Raw genomic sequence first — 19,086 nt, 5'->3', positions numbered from 1 at the left:
AATTTAATTGTTGGTCAAAATTAGAGAAGAAATAAACTTTAGAATGATTATTTAATGCTCAATACTTTGCATTTTTTGAACTTTACAATTATTTATTCTGAATTTTCAAACAAAAAACATTATCATATCATTAATTTAAGGGAAATATTTTTTTAAATTATTAATTTTACCCTAAAATCTGAATACAAAAATTGTATTTATTTATGAGATCTATAAGAGAAATTACACCTATAAAAAATGATGACCCTTTTGTTGTTTTGAAGCACAAAAATGCATTATTTGACTATCCTTTACATTTTCATAATGAGTATGAATTAAACCTTATAACAGATTTTAAAGGAAGTAGAACTGTTGGAGATTCTACTGAAAAAATTGAAGGCTCAGACTTAACACTTCTTGGTCCTGAGCTTAAACATGTATGGAAATCTGATAGTGTAATTAGTAAAGCAGCCGTTATAACTTTACAGTTTCAAGAGCATTTTTTGTATTCAAAAATAATGAGTTATTCAGTTTCAAAAGATATAAAAAAGCTTTTAGAATTATCAAAAAGAGGTATTTCATTTTCTAATCCAACAAAAGAAATTATTTACAAAAAAATGAAATTAATTACTGGTAATGATACCTTTAAATCATTTTTAATTTTTTTAGAAATACTTCATATACTATCTACTTCAAATGATGTTAAAATACTTAGTAGTCCTCAAAGTGCTAATTATAATGAAAAAAGAGAAAGCAGAAGAGTGTCACTTATTATGAATTACGTAAAAAACAATTACAAAATTCCTATTAAATTATCTAAAGTGGCCGAAATGGTTAATATGTCTGAATCTGCATTTAGTCATTATTTTAAAAAAAGAACTGGTATAAGTTTTACCAATTACCTAATGGATTATAGGCTTGGTGTTGTTACTAAATATTTAACTGAAACAAACATGCCTATTAATGAAGTATGCTACGAGGCCGGATTTAATTCTCTTTCCAATTTTAATAGAGCCTTTAAAAAGAAACATAACATGTCTCCAAAAGAGTTTAAACATAATTATGAAAAAGAAATTTTAAGGTAACACTTAATTTTTAATACACTTTAAAAAACAAGTTCTATAAAACAAAAAATCCCCACTTAAAAAAGTGAGGATTTTTGTGATCGCGACAGGATTCGAACCTGTGACCGTCTGCTTAGAAGGCAGATGCTCTATCCAGCTGAGCTACGCGACCATTAAAGCGGTTGCAAATATAAAATTAAACCTTTTTCTAACCAAAAGAAATTTGCATATTTTTTAACCTTATTTCAACTACCTTAAAAATAGGGTTTTATAGAGGCTATAATACACAAAAGCATCATATAAATATGATGCTTTTGTGTATTTAATATTAAATTTTACCAAAACTTAGTATATAAAAATGCTAATATTAACATTATTACAAATGCTCCTACATTAAATAATGGTGTTGTTTTAAACAAATCTTTAGAAAAATGAATACCCTTAGCATCATTCTCACCCTTATTCTCAATTTGGCTAATAATCATAATTACAACCATTGATAATAACGTTGCAAGCCCCATTTGATGCATCCATGGTGTTAACCACTCAAAAGCAGCTACTTTAGCAGGTAACCATTTAAGCAAACCAGCAACAGGAACAGATAATAATGCGCCCCAAATAGCAGCATTATTTGTTGTTTTCTTCCAGAATAAACCTAATAAAAATACCGCTAATATACCTGGACTAACTAAACCTGTGTATTCTTGAATAAACTGAAAAGCTTGATCTATACCACCTAATAATGGCGCTACAATAACCGCTATAACTAAAGCTACTGCAGCAGATATTCTACCAACATTTACTGTTTTCTTATCACTTGCGTTTTTATCAAAATACTCCTTATATATGTCCATTGTGAATATTGTAGATGTTGAATTTAGCATAGACGCTAAAGAAGATACAACGGCTGCTGCTAAAGCTGCAAATGCTACCCCTTTAAGACCTGTTGGTAAAAACTGTAATAACCAAGGATAGGCTTTATCGGCCTTATCTGCTGAAGGCATGTTTAACTGACCTATATCACCTAATCTAGCCATAATTTCAGGATCATTTACCATAACGTAAGCAGCAATACCTGGAATTACAACTATTAATGGAATAACTAGTTTTAAACCAGCTGCTAAAAGAATACCTTTTTGAGATTCTTTTAATGATTTAGCCGCTAAAGTTCTTTGAATAATATATTGATTGAAACCCCAATAGTAAATATTAGCAACCCATAAACCGCCTATTAATACCCAAATACCAGGAAGATTATTATAATTATCATTAGTTTCTTCTAATATCATATGGAATTTATCTGGCGCTGCGTCCATAACTTGAGAGAAACCAGCTAATATGCCTTGACCATCAGATACAGCGTTTAAAGCTAAATACGTGGTAACAAGACCACCTAATACTAAAAACACTACTTGAATTACATCTGTCCAAGCCACGGCAGATAATCCACCATATAATGAGTAAGCTGCTGCAAATAAGGCTAAACCTATAATAGCATACATCATATCTACACCCATAATGGTTTCAATAGCTAAACCTCCTAGGTAAAGTACTGATGCCAAATTAACAAACACATATAATGCTAACCAAAAAACAGCTAATATGGTTTTTAAGTTTGTTGAGAAACGTTTTTCAACAAATTCTGGTATAGTGTAAAGGCCTTTTTCTATAAAAATTGGTAAAAAGTACTTACCAACAATAATTAAGGTTAATGCTGCCATCCACTCATATGAGGCAATAGCTAAACCAAGTGCAAACCCAGAACCAGACATTCCTATAAATTGTTCTGCTGAAATGTTTGCGGCTATTAATGATGTACCAATAGCCCACCATGGTAAAGATTTACTTGCCAAAAAGTAATCTTCGGCGTTTTTTTGGTGTCCGTCTTTATCTCTAGACACCCATAAACCTACACCCAAAATTAATATGGCATAAGCAATAAAGACAATATAGTCCCACGTATCAAATCCTGCTGTCATTGTATAATATTAGTTTAGTTAGTGAAAAATAGAACTCAAATATAAAAATTAAATTTTAAAAATAGCTTCATTAAAAAGAAAAAAACCAAACTGGTAGGGTCTAGTAGGTTTTTGTTTAAAAAATTGTATATTTGTTACTTCAACACCATGATTAAAGTTAAAAGCAAAATAGGAATTCCGAAGTATAAACAAATTATTAATTCTATTGAAGAATTGATAGTATCAGGTACGCTTAAAAAGGGAGACAAAATTCCATCTATTAATAAAATTAAAGATGAGCATAATCTCTCTAGAGACACTGTTTTAATGGCATTTAACGAACTTAAAAATCGTGGTATTATTCAATCTGTAGTAGGTAAAGGTTACTATGTTTCAAGTGAAAATGTTAGTGTAACTCAAAAGATTTTTTTACTGTTTGATGAGCTAAATGCTTTTAAAGAAGATTTATACAATTCATTTTTACAACATTTAGGAACCAATATTCAAGTTGATATTTATTTTCATCATTTCAATAAAAATTTATTTTCAAAACTCATACAAGATAACATTGGTAATTACAATTACTATGTTATTATGCCTGCTAATTTAAAGAATACAAACTCTGAAATAAAACATTTACCTGAAGATAAAGTGTATATTTTAGACCAAATGCATGATGACCTAAAACACTATCCTGCTGTTTATCAAAATTTTGAAAGTGTTATTTTTAACAACCTTTCTAAAACACTGCATCTTTTAAAAAAATATAAAAAACTCATTTTAGTGTTTCAAGATGATAAGCAACCGCAAGGTCTACAAAATGGTTTTGTAAAGTTTTGTTATCAAAATAATTTTAGTCATAGTGTTATTAATTCTTTAAACAACAAGGCTTTAAAAAAGGGCAGTGTTTATATTATGCCTGAAGATAGTAGCTTACTTACAGTTATAAAAAAAATGAAAGAAGCCAACCTTAAACTGGCCGAAGATATTGGCGTTATTTCATACAATGATGCGCTTTTAAAAGAAATTGTTGAAGGCGGTATTACCACCATTTCTACAGATTTTAATGCTATGGGTAAACGCTTAGCTGAAATGATTTTAAATAAAGAGCAAACACAGGTTGAAAATCCGCATAATTTAATTTTAAGAAACTCATTATAACCAATTAAATGTACAATATAAACCACAATAAGGCAGCTAATGTTTTAGAAATTAAAAACGATAAAACAAAGCTATACAGTAAAATACACCTAAACCAAGGTGCTAGTTTACAAGAGTTAACACTTAATGGCCATGAAATTATTAAAGATTTAGCACCATTAAGCTATGCAGATACTTATGCATCATCTATCCTATTTCCATTTGCAAACAGAATAAAAGATGGCAAGTACACTTTTAACAACCAAAGTTTTCAGTTTGAGACCAATCAAAAAGAAGAAAACAACGCCTTACATGGTTTGGTTTACAACAAAACTTTTGAGGTTATTAAAACCGTTTCAAACGAAAATACGTCATCTATTTTACTTGAATATACTGAAAATAACGTTTCAAAAGGATTCCCTTACACATACAAAATTCAATTAGAATATTTATTTTCTGAAACAAATCTAGCTTTAAAAGTAACTATAAATAATACTGATAGTAAAGTATTTCCGTTCACATTAGGTTGGCACCCCTATTTTTTAAGTGCTAATTTAGCAGAAAGCACATTGCAATTTAATAGTAATGAAAAAATAGTTTTAGGCGAGCGTAATATCACTACAGGTATTGAGCCAACACATACAACTGAAGATTTAAAAATTGAAAACAAACAGCTTGATGATTGTTGGGTTTTAAATACTGATGAAGTTATATTTAAAACACCAAAGTATAATTTAAAATTTAACGCTACCGGTAATACAAACTTTTTACAAGTTTATACACCACCAAAACAAAACACCATAGCTATAGAGCCAACAACTGGTGTGTCTGATAGCTTTAATAATGACATTGGTTTACAAACTTTAAAGCCTAATGAAGCTTACAGTATTACATGGAAATTATCTATAAAAAACAACTAACAACAATAAAAAATGACAAATAAATTAATTAACGATGTTAAAGAGGTTTTTGTTAAAGAATTTAAACAAGAACCTGTGCTTATTTTTTCACCAGGACGTATAAATATTATTGGTGAACATACTGATTATAATGATGGTTTTGTATTTCCAGGAGCTGTTAATAAAGGTATTTATGCAGCCATACAAAAAACCAACGCCAACACATCATCTGCCTACGCGCTTGATAAAGATAGCTTAGTAAGTTTTAATTTAGATACTATTAAACCATTAAAAGAAGGTAGCTGGGAAAACTACATTTTAGGTGTTGTTGCCGAAATTAAAAACCGTAACAAAGTTATAGGTAACTTCAATATCGTTTTTAAAGGCGATATTCCAGGAGGTGCAGGTATGTCATCATCAGCCGCTTTAGAAAATAGTGTGGTTTTTGGCTTAAATGAAATATTCAACTTAGGGCTTTCTAAAGAAGAAATGATATTTATTTCGCAAAAAGCAGAACATAATTATGTTGGTGTTAATTGTGGTATAATGGACCAATACGCAAGTATGTTTGGAGTAAAAGATAACGCTCTTTTGCTAGATTGCCGTACCATTAAAGCAAAACCTTTTAAAATAGATTTTAAACACCACCAATTAATTTTAATAAACACAAACGTAAAACACAGCTTATCTGATAGTGCTTATAATGATAGACGTTCAGTTTGTGAAAATATCTCAAAAATGCTTAAAGTAAAAGCATTAAGAGATGCCACAGAAGAAGATTTAGAAACTATAAAAAACGAAGTAACCCCAGAAAATTACCAAAAAGCACTATTTGTTATACAAGAAAATAACAGAGCCCGTAAAGCATCAAAAGCCATGGAAAATGATGATTTAGAAACCCTTGGCGATTTAATTTACGGCTCACACGAAGGCCTTTCAAAACAATACAAAGTAAGTTGTGAAGAATTAGATTTTCTTGTTGGTAAAGCTAAAACAACAGATTATGTTATTGGCGCAAGAATGATGGGTGGTGGCTTTGGTGGTTGTACCATTAATTTAATTGAAAAAGGTAAAGAAGACGCTTTTAAAGCACTAGTATCAAAACCTTATAAAGATAAATTTGGTATGGATTGTACTTTTTATTCAGTTGAATTATCAAACGGAACACACGTAGTAAAATAAACAACATAAACGCAACAGAAAAATGACATCTAATTTACAAGACTATTCGCATAAAAGATTTAATATTTTAACAGGCGAATGGGTATTAGTATCACCACACAGAGCTAAAAGACCTTGGCAAGGACAAAATGAAGCGGTTAATAATGAAGTTAGACCAAGCTATGATGAAAACTGCTATTTATGCCCAGGCAATACAAGAATTAATGGCGAAGTAAACCCAGAATATACTGATGTTTACATTTTTACTAATGATTTTGCGGCTTTACAAAAAGACTCTCCAGATTTTTCGGTTAACGACGGACTTTTAATTGCCGAAAGTGAAAAAGGTATTTGTAAAGTAATTTGCTTTAGCCCAGACCACTCTAAAAGTTTAGCCGATATGTCTGCAAAAGAAATTCAAAAAGTTGTTTTTGCATGGCAAAAGGAATACAAAGAATTAGGCGACAATGAACTTATTAACTACGTACAAATTTTTGAAAACAAAGGAGCTGTAATGGGGTGTAGTAATCCGCACCCGCACGGTCAAATATGGAGCCAGTCTACCCTACCTAATGAAGTTGACAAAAAAAATACGCAGCAATTAAACTACTTTACTAAAAACAAAAGCAGTTTATTAGGTGATTATTTAGCACAAGAATTAGAAAAAAACGAACGTATTATTTATCAAAATGATGCCTTTGTTGTATTAACGCCTTTTTGGGCTGTTTGGCCTTTTGAGGTTATGATAGCACCAAAAAAACACCAAACTAACATTTTAGAAATGACTGAAAATGAAGCCTTGTTATATGCTGATGCTATTGCAGTTTTAACAAAAGCTTATGACAAAATCTTCAATACATCATTCCCATATTCAAGTGGTATACATCAAGCGCCAACAAATGGTGCAGATAATAGCCACTGGCATTGGCACATGAGTTTTTACCCACCACTATTACGTAGTGCAACGGTTAAAAAATTTATGGTTGGTTATGAAATGTTTGGTACACCACAACGTGATATTACTGCAGAAAAAGCAGCCCAAATGATTAGAGGTTTGGTATAAACTAATCTCCCGTATTAATAGCAAGTAAAAAGCCCCTGCATAATGCAAGGGCTTTTTTTCTAGCTTTATGTTAGAGTCGGGCATAAAACTAAAGTAACATGTAAAACGTTTACTTATGTTATATGATTTCTTAACCTAAAGTCTGTAAAAAATTCACACTTAAAAATACAACCTAAACACCACGTTTTTTATGATTTATATCATACAATTAGTTTATTTTTAATACAAACATCATCCTATTAAAAATTAGCAACTGTATACTAATTCATAAATTCAAAAGTTATATTTTAGCATAAATTACAGTTCAATGAAACGCTTTGTATATATAGTTTTCAGTATTATTTTTTTAACCCTTTGGAGCTCTTGCCGTAAAGATTTTGAATTTTCACCAAGTACAGGAAATTTGCAATTCTCTAAAGACACCGTGTATTTAGATACCGTTTTTACAAACATTGGCTCAAGCACCTATAACTTAAAAGTATATAATAGAAGTGATAATGATATTTCTATACCAACTGTAAAACTTGCTTTGGGCGAAAACTCAAATTACCGGTTAAGTGTTGATGGTGTTGCAGGCAAAGTATTTGAAAATGTAGAGCTGCTTGCAAAAGATAGTCTTTTTATTTTTGTTGAGTCTACCATTAACTTTAATGATTTTAACAACCCTAATGGCACCTATTTATACACTGACCAAATTGAATTTGATGCTGGTGACCATTTACAAAAAGTAGAACTAGTTACCTTAGTTAAAGATGCCATTTTTATTTACCCAAACAGAGATAACACCACCAAAATAGTTGAAACACTTACATTAAATATAGCTGGAGAAACTGTTGAAACTGAATTACAAGGGCGTGAACTTTTAACTTCAGAATTAACAATGACTAACCAAAAACCTTACGTAATATATGGTTTTGCAGCAGTACCACCCGGAGAAACCCTAACCGTTGAAGCTGGTGCACGCTTACATTTTCATGAAAACTCTGGTTTAATTGTTCAAAACAACGCATCATTACACGTAAACGGAGCATACAGCACAAACCAAGAACTTTTAGAAAATGAAGTGATTTTTGAAGGCGACCGCTTAGAACCTAGTTTTGCCGAAAGACCCGGGCAATGGGGCACCATTTGGCTTTTAGAAGGTAGTACTAACAATATTATAAATTATGCCACCATAAAAAATGCATTAGTTGGCATTTTAAGTGATGGTAACTCCAACACTAATAAGTTAACCATAACAAACTCACAAATTTATAATAGCAGTAACTTTGGTATTTTAGGCCGAAATACCGCTATTAATGGAGAAAACGTTGTAATAAACAATGCAGGCTTATCATCATTTGCGGGTACTTTTGGTGGTACATATAATTTTACCCATAGTACCATTGCTAACTACTGGAATGCCAGTTTTAGGCAATTTCCGGCGTTACTTTTAAACAATTTTATAGTAGATGATAACGAAAACACGGTTGTTACCAATTTAACCGAAGCTAATTTTAATAATTGTATTATTTATGGAAATGATAGCAATGAAATTTTATTTGATGAAGTTGAAGATGATGCTGTTAACTTTAATTTTAAGTTTACAAACTGTTTAATAAGGTTTCAAAATAATAACTCTGAATTTACTGGTGAAAATTACAATTTTGAAAACACTTCTCATTTCGAAAATATTATTTTTAATGAAACTCCTGATTTTAAAAACCCTGATTCAAATATGTTCATAATTGGCGAAAATTCATCAGCTATCAACAAAGGTTCATTAAATTTTGCTTTACAAGTACCAACTGATATTTTAAATAAAAACCGTACAACTTCACCAGATTTAGGTGCCTACCAACACATTATTATTTCAGAAGAAGATTAAAATAAAGTGCTTACAACATTTTAAAAACCGTATGTAGTTTATCGGTATTTTTTAACATGAACTATATTTTAATCTGAAAAATTTTAAATTTAAACGAATAACTTTTTCAATATTTTATTTTAATTGAGTTTCGTTATAATTTTATTACACATTAATTAATTCTTCCCTCAAAAAATTAATGTTTATCCCAAATCTTATACACCTATATTATGATTCATTTCAAAAGAAACATGAGTAGTTTTGATAGAGTTTCAAAATTTATTGTTGCAGTATTATTGTTAAGTTTATTTTTTGTTGCAGGCGTTAGAGGCTTTTTAGGTTTAATATTCTTAGTTGTTGGTTTATTATTTTCATTTTCTAGTATAACGTCTTATTGCCCACTTTATAAAACATCAAAACTTCCAATAGATTATGATTTAAAAAACATAATAAACAATAAATCGTTAAAAAAACATTATTAAAACAGAAAACAAAAAAAGCCCGAAAATATTGAATTTTCGGGCTTTTTTTTACTGAATAAATTTTTAATTAAGCTACAAATAAAGGCTTATTTGCCATCATAGCATTTACTTTTTCTCTTACGGTTTCTAAAACTGTTTCATCTTCGTGGTTGGCAATTACTTCATCAACTAAATTAGCAATAACAACCATATCATCTTCTTTTAAACCACGCGTAGTTACAGCAGCAACACCTAAACGGATTCCTGAAGTTACAAACGGCGATTTATCATCAAACGGTACCATGTTTTTATTTACTGTAATATCGGCTTTTACCAATGCTTGTTCTGCATCTTTACCAGATACGTTTTTGTTTCGTAAATCAATAAGCATACAGTGGTTATCAGTTCCGCCAGAAATAATTTTATAATCTTTAGCTACTAAAGCATCCGCTAAAGCAGCAGCATTTTTCTTAACTTGTAATTGGTAATGTAAAAACGCATCAGATAAAGCTTCACCAAAAGCAATAGCTTTGGCAGCAATTATATGCTCTAATGGCCCACCTTGGTTTCCAGGAAACACAGCCGAATCTAATAAAGATGACATTTTACGTAGGTTACCGTTTTTAAGCTTAATACCAAACGGGTTATCAAAATCTTCTCCCATTAATATTAAACCACCTCTTGGGCCTCTTAAAGTTTTGTGCGTAGTTGTTGTTACAATGTGGCAATGTGGTATAGGATCATTTAAAATACCTTTAGCAATTAAACCTGCAGGATGCGATATATCGGCCATTAAAATAGCACCAACACTATCTGCAATAACTCTAAAACGCTTAAAATCAATATCACGTGAGTATGCTGATGCTCCTGCAATAATTAATTTTGGCTGCTCTTTAGTAGCTATTTCTTGAATTTTATCATAGTTTAAAACACCTGTTTCTTCTTCAACACCATAAAAAACAGGGTCGTATAATTTTCCTGAAAAGTTTACTGGCGATCCGTGGGTTAAATGCCCACCATGTGATAAATCAAAACCTAAAATTTTATCGCCTGGTTTTATGCATGCTGCAAAAACAGCAGTGTTTGCCTGACTTCCAGAGTGTGGTTGAACATTTGCATACGCTGCGCCAAATAATTCTTTTGCTCTATCAATAGCTATTTGTTCTACTTCATCAACTACTTCACAACCACCATAGTAGCGTTTTCCTGGGTAGCCTTCAGCATATTTATTGGTTAAAACAGAGCCTGCAGCTTCCATTACTTGGTTGCTTACAAAATTCTCTGATGCTATAAGTTCAATACCATGTAATTGACGCTCTTTTTCAGCTTCAATAAGTTCAAAAATTTGTTCGTCGCGTTGCATAAAATTAAATTATGATTAAATATTTGTGCAAAAATATAAAATAGAATAGTTTTTAGCATTAAAAAACGCATATTTAAACGTAAGTTTTAAACCATATTATTAACCATTGGTTTCACATTAAAATTTTATTTGTTTTAAGGTAATTTTTATATTAAAATAAAAAAAATTGTGTACGTTTGAAGATAATTCAATAATTCAAATTAAAATATAGTTATGCCATTATCAGCTAACAATCCAGATAGAAAATCGTGGTTACACGTAGATAAAAATTCAGATTTCCCAATACAAAACATACCGTTTGGGGTATTTTTAACCAGAGATGATATTATTACCATTGGTACACGTATTGGTGATACCGCTATAGATTTAGGCGCATTACACCAATTAGGATATTTTGATGGTATTGCTTTAACTGATGATATTTTTTTACAAGACACCTTAAACGATTTTATTGCCGATGGCCGTAAAACTTGGCGTGCTGTTAGAAACCGTATTGCTGAAATTTTTGATGCTGAAAATGATGCCCTTAAAAATAACGTAAAACATAAAGAAATTGTATTGTTTCGTTTAGATGAAATTGAAATGCAATTACCTGTACAAGTTGGTGATTATACTGATTTTTACTCAAGTATTGAACACGCAACTAATGTAGGCACTATGTTTAGAGACCCTGATAATGCACTGTTACCAAACTGGCTACATATTCCTGTTGGGTATCATGGCAGAAGCTCATCTATAATTCCATCGGGTATTCCGGTGCACAGGCCACAAGGGCAAACACTACCAAATGGTGCTACCGAACCTGTTTTTGGCCCAAGTAAGTTGGTAGATTTTGAGCTTGAAATGGCTTTTATTACTACCGATGCAAACGACTTAGGAGAACCAATACCTGTTAACGAAGCTGAGGAGTATATTTTTGGTGTTGTATTATTTAATGATTGGAGTGCCCGCGATATTCAAAAATGGGAATACGTGCCTTTAGGCCCGTTTTTAGCTAAAAACTTTGCGTCTTCAATGTCGCCATGGATTGTAACGCTTGATGCCTTAGAACCCTACAGAGTTCAGGGCCCAAAACCTATTAAACCTCAATTACCGTATTTACAATACAAAGGCAAAAAGAGCTTTGATATTAATTTAGAAGTTGCCATACAGCCAAAAGGTGCCAAAGAAACCGTGGTTAGCAAATCTAACTTTAAATATATGTACTGGAATATGGCGCAACAATTAGCACACCACACTATTAACGGTTGCCCTGTTAACTCTGGTGATATGATGGGAAGCGGTACTATTTCTGGCCCAACAGAAGATAGTTATGGCTCAATGCTAGAGCTAACATGGAAAGGTGAAAAACCACTTAAAATGGCCGATGGTAGTGAACGTAAATTTATAAACGACTATGATACTGTAATTATGCGTGGCTATTGCGAAAAAGACGGTACACGTATTGGTTTTGGCGAAGTAAAAACAGAATTACTGCCTGTTTTTTCAAAAAAATAAACTTTTAAGAACCATTTTAATAAAAAATAAGCCTCTGTTTTTCAGAGGCTTAAATATTTAAATTGAAATTTATTTACATTTGGCATTACTATTGAAATACACACCCAATAACCTAAAATTTTAACCTATGAAAAAACTACTACTTTTAACGTCATGCATAACCTTATTTGTGGCTTGTAGTGCTAAAAAGCAAGTAGAACAAGCCGTAAATACTGGTAACTACAACCAAGCTATTACAACCGCTTTACAAAAGTTAAAAACCAATAAAAACAAAAAGCGTAAAGCAGAATATGTAATAATGCTACAAGATGCGTACTACAAATCTGTTGAACGCGATTTAAACACCATAAAACATTTTAAAAAAGATAACAACCCTGAACTGTTAAAAAATATATTTGAAATTTATAATGATTTAGATGCAAGACAAGAAGCCATTAAGCCCGTTTTACCACTGTATGTAAATGGTAAAAACATTGTATTTAAATTTAACGATTACAGTGATGCCATAGCCGAAAGTAAAGCAAAACTATCTGATTATTTATATGAAAAAGGTATAGATTTATTAGAGTCTGATGATAAATACACCATTAGAGAAGCCTACAATACTTTGGAGTATTTAGATAATATAAACCCTAATTATGAAACCACACGCAATTTATTAAATGAGGCACATGCCCGAGGCACACATTACGTTTTAGTTTCAATAAACAACCAAACACAACAAGTAATTCCAAGGCGCTTAGAAGATGATTTACTAAATTTTAATACCTATGGTTTAAATCAGTTTTGGACGGTTTATCACGCCACACCCAATAAAAATATAGGCTATGATTTTGCTATGCAACTACAATTAAAACGCATAAATATTTCGCCAGAGCGTATAAAAGAACGTGAGTTTATAAGAGAACGTGATGTGGCTGATGGTTGGAAATACAAAAAAGACCGCAACGGCAACGTTATGAAAGATAGCTTGGGTAACGATATTAAAATAGATAAAATTATACGTGTAAAAGCACGTGTAAATGAAATAATACAAAGCAAAGAATCTCAAATTATTGCCGATGTTGTTTATACCAATTTGAAAACAAAACAAATAATTGATACGTTTTCATTTGATAGCGGTTTTATTTTTGAAAACATTTTTGCCCGTTACCGCGGAGATAAACGTGCTTTAGAACAAGAAGACAGACGCTTAATTGATAACAGGCGTGTGCCCTTCCCTACTAACGAACAAATGGTATATGATACTGGCGAAGACCTAAAAGCTAAACTTAAAAATATTATTGTTAAGCAACGTTTTAATTAGTATTTAAAAGGATGTTTAAAACGTATTAAATGATTATTTTTTTGAGGTTTATCTAAAAAAATTAATTTGTAAGTAAGCATTTGCTTTAAAGGTATTTTTTCACCTTTTTAAATAGCAACTTTTTAAACATCCTCTTTTTTGTATTTTAACTTTATAAACTAGCCAATAACTTAGCAGTTGTAGTTGGTTTTTACTAAATAATATTTATGATAATTGTGGTTATTAATTGCATAAATACATATTTTATATGCTATCACCTTGTTCTATTAATTTATTAGCATAGTCAATATCTTCATTAATATTGAAGATTTTGAATTCAACGTGTTTATAAAAATATTGATTCAAATTTGTTTTAATGTGTTTTTTATCAATTTCTATTTGTTTATATAATTCAATACCAATTACATAATATGGCTTTTTGTATTCATCAACATTAATAAATAATGCTACGTATGTATTTTTTATAGGAACTAAATTTAAGTTTGTTTTTCTAATAGCTTTAGTAATACTTTTTTTATCTAACTTATTTACTTTTTGAAAAATGTTATGAATTATTTTAATATTTACTTCCTTATTTTTAAGCTGTTCTTCCGTTAAATTTGCTAAAACATCTTTAGTTACATCAATACCACCGCTTTTATTTACTTTATATGCATTATATGTTAAAAATGGACCTTTAAAAATAAACCAAGGCCCTAATATTACATTTAATACATTGTATTTCTTTTTAAATTTTTGAATGTCTTTTTCTCTTCTTACAAAAATAGCTGGTGAAAATCTTAATAAAGAAAATAACCCTAGACCAATTCTATAATTGAATAAAACAAACTTTGCTCCAGAATCTACATCTTTCTTTAGGGTTTCTAAATCATAATTTGGTGTGTTTTGTAACTTGTAATTCATAAGTATTAAAACATTTTATAGATTTTAATAGCCTTTATTAAACCTTAATTATACATCACACCACACATAAAAGCTATACACTTTTTCTTTAGAAATTAAGAAAAAACAACTTATTAAAACCTTTATTATCTGTTGGCTATTAGCAAGCAATTACTTATAGTCATTGTTGTGGTGTCGTTTTTATCACTTTAATATCATTTTTTGTATCTCCTGATTTTAAAAGTTTAGATAGAAGAGCTCTTTTAATACCAGTTTTATATTCTGCTTTTCTCAAGGAATCAAATTGTCCAACTAAAATACCATTTTTATAAATAGTAATTCCATTTGCTCGAGGTAGTTTTCTCTTATGTTCTTTTAAATCTAAATTATAATCCTCTTCAGCATATTTCCATATAAAACCTCCCATAGTTTTTCTTTTTCCTTTGCAAACAGATGATACATTTGAAATGCCTAAAACTCTTTGTGGCTCTCTGCTTGAATTCCACGTTCTTATTATTTCTCCCGATTCTGGGTCTATTTGATGGACTTTTCTTTTCTGTGTATTGGATTTTTTTACCTTTAGCTTATTTTGAAAATTTTTTGATGCAAATGAATACCATTTGTCTTTGAAGAAGATTGGTTTATTTCGATTTTCTTTTTTGAAAACAGATCTTTCTATTCCATTTCTAGCAGCATCACGAATTGATTCATAAGACTTAATATAGTTGCCTTCTAAATCATATTCGTGTAAAACCTGTTTAGATTCATTGTTTGAATTTATGTAAGGCTCAATTTTCTTTTTCGGAAACTCACTAAATCTTCTCCACTGATAGCCTTTAATATTATTGACATTATTTTCTTCGTTGCACGCTGCAGACAAATTATTCACGCTTACTTCAAATTCAATTGCTGCATCTTCTGTAGATTCAAAAACTTTAATTAATTCTCCTTCTAAAGAATACATTGCAATACTTTTTTTCAAAAGCTCAGCATAGTCTTTTCTAGCCTCTTCTATAGCCCTTGAACTTGGTGTATGTCTAAAATGATGCTTATTTGACATTGAAGCCATTGCGTGAAAAGCTGCAGCAAATGGCCTAACTCCAGGAAATTGTCTGTGTAGCAACCAATGTGCAATGAAATGTTCTCGTCCAGTTAGTTTTACGATATTACTTTCATCTTCAACACTCTTTAAATGTGAGTCATCCATATAACCTTTACCATATATGCTCCTTGGAATTATATGATGTTTCTCTAGATAACAATCTCTTACGAGTTTTTGTCTTGAATTTACTAGATTATAATATGTTTTTAAATAGTCCAAATTTATGCCTCGACTTATATTGATTTAGGTCAATATTTATAATTCTTTGGTTTTAGTAGTATCTGACTCATTTTTTATTTTTGGTGTGGTGGACTGTTTTTTTAATTCGGTTTTGAGCGAATCAATCGTTTTATTCAATTCGATTATTTCAGTCTTTTGATTGCTAATTTTTTTATCATCAATAATTTTATAATAGCTCAATATGATTGAACTAAATCCGAATAGTATAGCACTTATTTTACTTATATTATTTAGCTTTCTATCAGTACTTTTTTGAACGAGTTCTTTATTGTTAGATTTTTTCAAATCACGTAAAAAAGATGAATAAGAACCGTATTTATGATAAACCTGTTGTCCATCGTATTTTATCATTACGGAAAACTTATCATAGTTGGATTCTTTTACCCAATCTCGTTCAATCATTTCGTCAACTATTGATTCAATCAAAATTTCATCTGTGATATTAAAATATTGTTCAGAAGTTGAAATCAAACCCCAAAATCCATCTTTATTTTCGCAAAGATGTTTTAGTAATTTGTCAAATAATTCATTTCTATTCATACAGTATTGTCAAAATGCACCACAACGTGTTTGTGTATGGCTTGTTGCGGAAAATCAGCTATGATTTTCCGCCGTAACTGAAAGATAGCAAATTGCAATGAATTCCGATTAAGGAATTCAGCCGCAATTAGCTATACACGTTGTTGGCATAAGTTTTTTTAAAACCAGTTGTCATATTCAATATCAAATCGACCGTCAATAACTTCAACTATTTCATTAGTTTCAGGATTTATACAGCTAAAATAAAACACACCAGAAATTATTTGGTTTTCTTCATCAACTAAATTAAAAGTTATTTCTCCATTATAATTTGATGTTGTGATGTGATTGAATGAATTATAATAATAAATGTTGGGATTATCTGGGTCTTGAGTATTTGTTGAAAAACTATATTCTGCCGAAATATTACCATTATTTTTTAGAACTATTGGATAGGTTTCTCCAGTCATTATTGGTTCATCTGACGCTGGCAATTCAATTCTAATGCTTTTGTCAGTTAAAGAGTTATAGGCGCTAATAGCTAGATGATATCCTGGTTCTAATCCATAATATTCGTATTCATAATAGCGGTATTGTGCTCTTAATACGGTTGTATAACCTGCACTAAATCCACCATTATTTCTGGGTAGGAAAGTTTCTCCATCAATTCTACATCCAAAAGTATTTTTTCCTTCGGAAGTTATTGCAGGCAGAGAACTTCCTGTTCCATCGTCATCATTCGAACACGAATAAAAACATAAAAACATAAATAGTATTAAAAGTTTTCTCATCTTTTTCAAATTTATGCCAACTATCTTATATAAAGAATAAAACTAACATTATACCCCATCAAAAACAGCTAATAACAGTAATTTTCTGTTGTTTACAATTTAAATTATTACGTACAACCAAAAATAGAATTTTCTTTCTAAAAAATATCAGTGTGCTGCAAATACCTTTTAAACAAGTTTTTAACAAAAAAAGCACCTATTTACAGGTGCTTAAAAATTATAGAATAGAAAAACTACTTTAGTTTAATTTTATAACACCATGCATGTTTGCCTTTAGCGTTTTTAGGAAATGACAATTCAAGACCCGATAATCCGCGGTTATAGGTTATTATTTCATCTTCATTTCCTATAAGTTCAACCGAGGCGATGTCTCTTGATAAATATGGGTTTACAGTAGATAACATTTTTGAAATAACTTTCCCTTTTGACGGCTTATCTAAAACAATAACATATAACGTGTTATTATCTTTGCTTCTAGTAAATCGAATATCTTCTTCGGTATAAATAGCTTCCCAATTTTCATTAAAATGGCCATCGGCTTCAAGTTTTGTAGGGCCTTCTTCTGCAATGGTAAACGGGCGTGTATTGTAAATAGCTTCGCCATTCATTTTTAACCATTCACCAATTCCTATTAAGGTTTCTTGTTGGTCTTTAGGTATTGTACCATCTGCTTTAGGGCTTACATCTAGCAACAAACAGCCATTTTTACTTACAATATCAATTAGAATTTCAACAATTGCCTTTGCTGAACGTGATTTTCTTCCGTTATAAAACCAGCCTCCCAGAGGTGTATCACTTAACCATGGGTCTGGTCTTAATCCTGTTGAACGTCCCTTTTCATAATCTAAAATTCCTGCTCTAGGCGGTATACAAACATCAAATTTAATTTTATAGGCTATACCTATATCTTGCTGTTTTTGTTCTGCCTGGTTAAGTAAATAGGCAAATGCCTTTTTTCTAATATCATCGCTTAACAACTCTAGCCCCATATCAAACCAAAACAAATCTGGACTATACTTATCAGCTGATTCTTTTAATATTTGAAACCAACGTGCTTCAAAATCAGCATCAGGATAAGGTTCAAAGCTATCGCTATCAGAAGAAAAGCTGTGTACTTTTCCATATAAGTCTTCATTACCAGGAACACCGCCATCAAAAGCAAATGAGTGGTAGTACCAGTACCAAGTAAAAGCATGGTGGTAAGTAATTAATAATTTCATACCTCGTTTTTTTATAGATTTTTCTAAATTGCCTGTAATATCTACACCGGCCATATCTTTACTATTCCATCGGCTAACATCAGAATCCCAATTCAAATAATTATCATGAAATACTCCAATAGGCCCCATAAATTTAGCTCCAGATTTTTGAAATAATTCTGCCCACTCTTCGGCATCAAATTTGGTGGGTTTAAATTGCTTAATAATGTCTTTATAACCAAATTCATGTGGTGTACCACCAAATAATTCTTTATGTTTAAGATATACATTTGAAGGTTTAGGATCTTTTTGTCTTGGAGCATTATTCCAGTAAACACCAATTGTATCATACATTGCCCAACCGTACCACTCAGTAGTTTTATGTTGTGTGCCAAGTGTTGCCGGCCCAATGCAGGTAAAAATGCCAAATTTTGCATCTCTAAACCACTCTGGTGTACTGTGTTTTGCTATAGATGGCCATTCTTCTTTAAATGTATTACCTGCTTTTTTTGCTTGGGCTATATGGTCTACCTCACTAGCGTTTTCTTTTTTGTTTTGGGCATTAAATTGCATTAACACCAAACACATTATTAATGTTATAAAATGTTTCATTTTA

The 19,086-nt window shown here is 30.9% G+C and carries 16 protein-coding genes and 1 tRNA gene; 9 read left to right on the top strand and 8 right to left on the bottom strand.

The features are described 5' to 3' along the window. The first annotated feature begins 203 nt into the window (after positions 1–203). The gene (locus FUA26_RS00660) at positions 204–1,064 is read left to right on the top strand and encodes an AraC family transcriptional regulator (RefSeq protein ID WP_147130458.1); all 861 of its coding nucleotides are present in this window, start codon (positions 204–206) and stop codon (positions 1,062–1,064) included. 77 nt (positions 1,065–1,141) lie between these two features. Here FUA26_RS00660 and FUA26_RS00655 read toward each other — a convergent pair. Continuing rightward, positions 1,142–1,215 (bottom strand) — tRNA-Arg (locus FUA26_RS00655). 163 nt (positions 1,216–1,378) lie between these two features. Continuing rightward, a complete protein-coding gene (locus tag FUA26_RS00650) occupies positions 1,379–3,022 on the bottom strand; it encodes a sodium/sugar symporter (protein WP_147130456.1) in 1,644 nt (547 codons plus the stop codon). A gap of 147 nt (positions 3,023–3,169) precedes the next feature. Between FUA26_RS00650 and FUA26_RS00645 the strand changes: the two genes are divergently transcribed. The 6 genes from FUA26_RS00645 to FUA26_RS00620 all read left to right on the top strand — a co-directional run bounded on the left by FUA26_RS00645 (position 3,170) and on the right by FUA26_RS00620 (position 9,592). Further along, entirely contained in the window at positions 3,170–4,162 is a 993-nt protein-coding gene (locus FUA26_RS00645) for a winged helix-turn-helix domain-containing protein (RefSeq protein WP_147130454.1), read from the top strand. Positions 4,163–4,170: 8 nt separating this feature from the next. Then, complete coding sequence (locus FUA26_RS00640; RefSeq protein WP_147130452.1) at positions 4,171–5,061, top strand: aldose 1-epimerase; 891 nt, start codon at positions 4,171–4,173, stop codon at positions 5,059–5,061. Between the two features lie 12 nt (positions 5,062–5,073). Continuing rightward, positions 5,074–6,222: a galactokinase gene (gene galK, locus FUA26_RS00635; RefSeq protein WP_147130451.1), complete on the top strand. Its 1,149-nt coding sequence runs from the start codon at positions 5,074–5,076 to the stop codon at positions 6,220–6,222. 22 nt (positions 6,223–6,244) lie between these two features. Then, complete coding sequence (locus FUA26_RS00630) at positions 6,245–7,264, top strand: UDP-glucose--hexose-1-phosphate uridylyltransferase (protein ID WP_147130449.1); 1,020 nt, start codon at positions 6,245–6,247, stop codon at positions 7,262–7,264. 307 nt (positions 7,265–7,571) lie between these two features. Continuing rightward, on the top strand, positions 7,572–9,131 hold the full coding sequence (locus FUA26_RS00625) for a hypothetical protein (protein ID WP_147130447.1): 1,560 nt from the start codon (positions 7,572–7,574) through the stop codon (positions 9,129–9,131). A 209-nt stretch (positions 9,132–9,340) separates the two neighbouring features. Continuing rightward, positions 9,341–9,592, top strand: a complete 252-nt coding sequence (locus tag FUA26_RS00620; protein ID WP_147130445.1) for a YgaP family membrane protein — start codon at positions 9,341–9,343, stop codon at positions 9,590–9,592. A 67-nt stretch (positions 9,593–9,659) separates the two neighbouring features. Here FUA26_RS00620 and glyA read toward each other — a convergent pair whose 3' ends face one another. After that, complete coding sequence (gene glyA / locus FUA26_RS00615; protein ID WP_147130443.1) at positions 9,660–10,934, bottom strand: serine hydroxymethyltransferase; 1,275 nt, start codon at positions 10,932–10,934, stop codon at positions 9,660–9,662. A 213-nt stretch (positions 10,935–11,147) separates the two neighbouring features. Between glyA and fahA the strand changes: the two genes are divergently transcribed. Together fahA and FUA26_RS00605 are read left to right on the top strand one after the other, a co-directional pair. Then, positions 11,148–12,431, top strand: a complete 1,284-nt coding sequence (gene fahA / locus FUA26_RS00610; RefSeq protein WP_147130441.1) for a fumarylacetoacetase — start codon at positions 11,148–11,150, stop codon at positions 12,429–12,431. A gap of 127 nt (positions 12,432–12,558) precedes the next feature. After that, positions 12,559–13,737 carry a hypothetical protein gene (locus FUA26_RS00605; RefSeq protein WP_246109040.1) on the top strand — a complete coding sequence of 393 codons (1,179 nt, stop codon included), beginning with the start codon at positions 12,559–12,561 and terminating at the stop codon, positions 13,735–13,737. A gap of 243 nt (positions 13,738–13,980) precedes the next feature. Here the strand turns inward: FUA26_RS00605 and FUA26_RS00600 are convergent, their stop codons facing one another. The 5 genes from FUA26_RS00600 to FUA26_RS00580 form a co-directional block, all read right to left on the bottom strand. Beyond that, positions 13,981–14,640 (bottom strand): hypothetical protein, encoded by a 660-nt coding sequence (locus tag FUA26_RS00600; RefSeq protein WP_147130439.1) that lies wholly within the window; start codon positions 14,638–14,640, stop codon positions 13,981–13,983. Between the two features lie 160 nt (positions 14,641–14,800). After that, positions 14,801–15,826 carry an NUMOD1 domain-containing DNA-binding protein gene (locus FUA26_RS00595; RefSeq protein ID WP_147130437.1) on the bottom strand — a complete coding sequence of 342 codons (1,026 nt, stop codon included), beginning with the start codon at positions 15,824–15,826 and terminating at the stop codon, positions 14,801–14,803. A gap of 150 nt (positions 15,827–15,976) precedes the next feature. Continuing rightward, positions 15,977–16,501, bottom strand: coding sequence for a hypothetical protein (locus FUA26_RS00590; RefSeq protein WP_147130435.1), 525 nt, complete (start codon positions 16,499–16,501; stop codon positions 15,977–15,979). Positions 16,502–16,659: 158 nt separating this feature from the next. Continuing rightward, on the bottom strand, positions 16,660–17,271 hold the full coding sequence (locus FUA26_RS00585; RefSeq protein ID WP_147130433.1) for a DUF6252 family protein: 612 nt from the start codon (positions 17,269–17,271) through the stop codon (positions 16,660–16,662). A 233-nt stretch (positions 17,272–17,504) separates the two neighbouring features. Beyond that, entirely contained in the window at positions 17,505–19,082 is a 1,578-nt protein-coding gene (locus FUA26_RS00580; RefSeq protein WP_147130431.1) for an alpha-L-fucosidase, read from the bottom strand. Between the last annotated feature and the right edge of the window lie 4 nt (positions 19,083–19,086).

This window comes from Seonamhaeicola algicola (assembly GCF_007997385.1).
GTDB classification, from domain to species: domain Bacteria; phylum Bacteroidota; class Bacteroidia; order Flavobacteriales; family Flavobacteriaceae; genus Seonamhaeicola; species Seonamhaeicola algicola.
The sequence above is the reverse complement of the archived record's forward strand: the minus strand, read 5'-3'. Positions and strand labels throughout refer to the sequence as shown.

Excerpts from the sequence above, each read along its gene's own strand:
- FUA26_RS00660 (WP_147130458.1), top strand. The coding sequence starts at position 204 with ATGAGATCTATAAGAGAAATTACACCTATAAAAAATGATGACCCTTTT.
- FUA26_RS00650 (WP_147130456.1), bottom strand. The coding sequence starts at position 3,022 with ATGACAGCAGGATTTGATACGTGGGACTATATTGTCTTTATTGCTTAT.
- FUA26_RS00645 (WP_147130454.1), top strand. The coding sequence starts at position 3,170 with ATGATTAAAGTTAAAAGCAAAATAGGAATTCCGAAGTATAAACAAATT.
- FUA26_RS00640 (WP_147130452.1), top strand. The coding sequence starts at position 4,171 with ATGTACAATATAAACCACAATAAGGCAGCTAATGTTTTAGAAATTAAA.
- galK (WP_147130451.1), top strand. The coding sequence starts at position 5,074 with ATGACAAATAAATTAATTAACGATGTTAAAGAGGTTTTTGTTAAAGAA.
- FUA26_RS00630 (WP_147130449.1), top strand. The coding sequence starts at position 6,245 with ATGACATCTAATTTACAAGACTATTCGCATAAAAGATTTAATATTTTA.
- FUA26_RS00625 (WP_147130447.1), top strand. The coding sequence starts at position 7,572 with ATGAAACGCTTTGTATATATAGTTTTCAGTATTATTTTTTTAACCCTT.
- FUA26_RS00620 (WP_147130445.1), top strand. The coding sequence starts at position 9,341 with ATGATTCATTTCAAAAGAAACATGAGTAGTTTTGATAGAGTTTCAAAA.
- glyA (WP_147130443.1), bottom strand. The coding sequence starts at position 10,934 with ATGCAACGCGACGAACAAATTTTTGAACTTATTGAAGCTGAAAAAGAG.
- fahA (WP_147130441.1), top strand. The coding sequence starts at position 11,148 with ATGCCATTATCAGCTAACAATCCAGATAGAAAATCGTGGTTACACGTA.
- FUA26_RS00605 (WP_246109040.1), top strand. The coding sequence starts at position 12,559 with ATGAAAAAACTACTACTTTTAACGTCATGCATAACCTTATTTGTGGCT.
- FUA26_RS00600 (WP_147130439.1), bottom strand. The coding sequence starts at position 14,640 with ATGAATTACAAGTTACAAAACACACCAAATTATGATTTAGAAACCCTA.
- FUA26_RS00595 (WP_147130437.1), bottom strand. The coding sequence starts at position 15,826 with ATGGATGACTCACATTTAAAGAGTGTTGAAGATGAAAGTAATATCGTA.
- FUA26_RS00590 (WP_147130435.1), bottom strand. The coding sequence starts at position 16,501 with ATGAATAGAAATGAATTATTTGACAAATTACTAAAACATCTTTGCGAA.
- FUA26_RS00585 (WP_147130433.1), bottom strand. The coding sequence starts at position 17,271 with ATGAGAAAACTTTTAATACTATTTATGTTTTTATGTTTTTATTCGTGT.
- FUA26_RS00580 (WP_147130431.1), bottom strand. The coding sequence starts at position 19,082 with ATGAAACATTTTATAACATTAATAATGTGTTTGGTGTTAATGCAATTT.